The 1838-nt window shown below is 78.1% G+C and carries 1 pseudogene; it reads left to right on the forward strand.

Annotation, left to right across the window (positions count from 1 at the left end):
* Positions 1–82: 82 nt before the first annotated feature.
* Positions 83–1838: pseudogene (locus ACFV6I_RS39470) on the forward strand (hypothetical protein); the annotation flags it as partial.

Raw genomic sequence — 1838 nt, forward strand, 5'->3', positions numbered from 1 at the left:
GGTCGCGCCGCCACCCCCCCCCCCCCCGCCCCACCCCACCCACCCGGCCGGCCGGGCGGCCCCGGCGGCCGCCGTGGGGGGTTTGCTGGGGGCCCTGGGGGTCGCGGGGGGCGCCGTCCCCGAGGACCGGGACGGCCGGGCCGCGCTGTACCGCGACCGGACCAGGGGGCGACGCCTGCTGGTGGTCCTGGACGACGCCGCCGATGCCGACCAGGTCGCCGACCTGCTGCCGCAGGGGCCCGGCTGCGCCGCCGTGGTGACCAGCCGCGGCTCGCTGGAGGGGCTGGTGGCCGCCGACGGTGCGGCCCTGCTGCGGCTGCCCCCGCTGCCCCAGGACGACTCGCTGCGATTGCTGGAGCGCGCGCTCAGCCCCGACCGGCTGCGGGCCGAACCGGCCGCCGCCGCCGAACTGGCCGGGCTCTGCGACCACCTGCCGCTGGCACTGCGGATCGCCGCGGCCCGGCTGGCCACCCGCCCGGACTGGACGATCGCCGAACTGGTCGCCGAACTCGCCGACGAACAGACCAGGCTGCCCGTCCTGGACGCCGACGGCGCGACCGGCGTCACCACCGAACTCCTCCTGACGTACCGCCGCCTCTCCCCCGGCGCCGCCGAGCTGCTCACCCTCCTGGCCGCCCACCCGGGCCGGGAGGTGGACACCCTGACCAGTGCCGCCGTGCTCGGCACCGACCCGGCCACCGCCCGCCGGTCGCTCGGCGAACTCGCCGCCCACCACCTGCTCACCGGTGCGGCACCCGGGCGCTACGGCCGCGCCGAGCTGGTCCGGCTGTTCAGCGCCGGACTGCTCGCCGAGCAGCCCGAGCCGCGCCGGCGCCTCGCCCGGGAGCGGCTGCTGGACTACTACCAGGCGGCGCTGCGGCAGGGCGGCGAGTTCATCGAGCCGGGCCAGGACGGTTTCGACACGCTCGTCCACCCGCCGCGGGCCCTGCCGCCGGCCGACGGCATCCGCGCCGCACTGGACTGGTTCCAGGCCGAGGAGCCCGCGATCCGCGCGCTGATCACCGGCACCGCCGACGACCCGGACCGGGTCTGGCGGCTGGCCCAGGCCGCCGGCCCGCTGTACTACGGCTCCAGCCGGTTCACCGACTGGCTGGGCTGCCTGCGCGCGGGCGTCCGGGCCGCCGAGCGGTGCGGCGACGAGCTGGCCGCCGCCCAGTTGCACGGCTCCCGGGCGAACGCGCTGCTCGGACTGGAGCGCCGTCAGGAGGCGGCCGAGGCGGCGCGCCGGGCGGTGGCCGCCGGCGAGGCCGCGACCGGGCCCGCGGGCCGCGCCGCGTACGCCCGCGCGCTCGCCACCCAGTCGCTGATCACCGCGATCCTGGGCAGCGCGACCGAGGCCGCCCGGCTGGCATCCGGCTCGGCCGCGCTGGCCGTGGAATCCGGCGACCCCCGGCCGCTGGCCGTCGCCCTGGTCCACCACAGCTGGGTGAGCCTGCTGGCCGGGGACCGGCAGGGCGCGCTGCGGCAGGCCCGGGAGGCCAGGGAGCTGCTGCCCGCCCGCCCGGTCACCTCGATCCATCTCTGGTCGATGCTGACCGAGGCGCACACCCTGCCCCCGCACGGGCGCAGCGAGACCGTCGACCTGGCCTGGCACCGGCTGCTGGCCGGCTGCGAGGAGGCGGGCCTGCTCTACCTCCAGGCCATCGCCGAACAGTCGCACGCCGCCTACCTGCTGAGCCGGGGCCGTGAACCGGAGGCCCTGGACCGGCTGCGCTCGGCGCTCGACCGCTTCCGCATCCATGATCAACTGGCCGGGGTGCAGAGCGAGTTCACCACCAGCCTGGAGGAGTCGCTGAACTCGCGCTCGCCACGCCGGC

Source organism: Kitasatospora sp. NPDC059803, assembly GCF_042732255.1.
In the GTDB taxonomy this organism is placed as follows: domain Bacteria; phylum Actinomycetota; class Actinomycetes; order Streptomycetales; family Streptomycetaceae; genus Kitasatospora.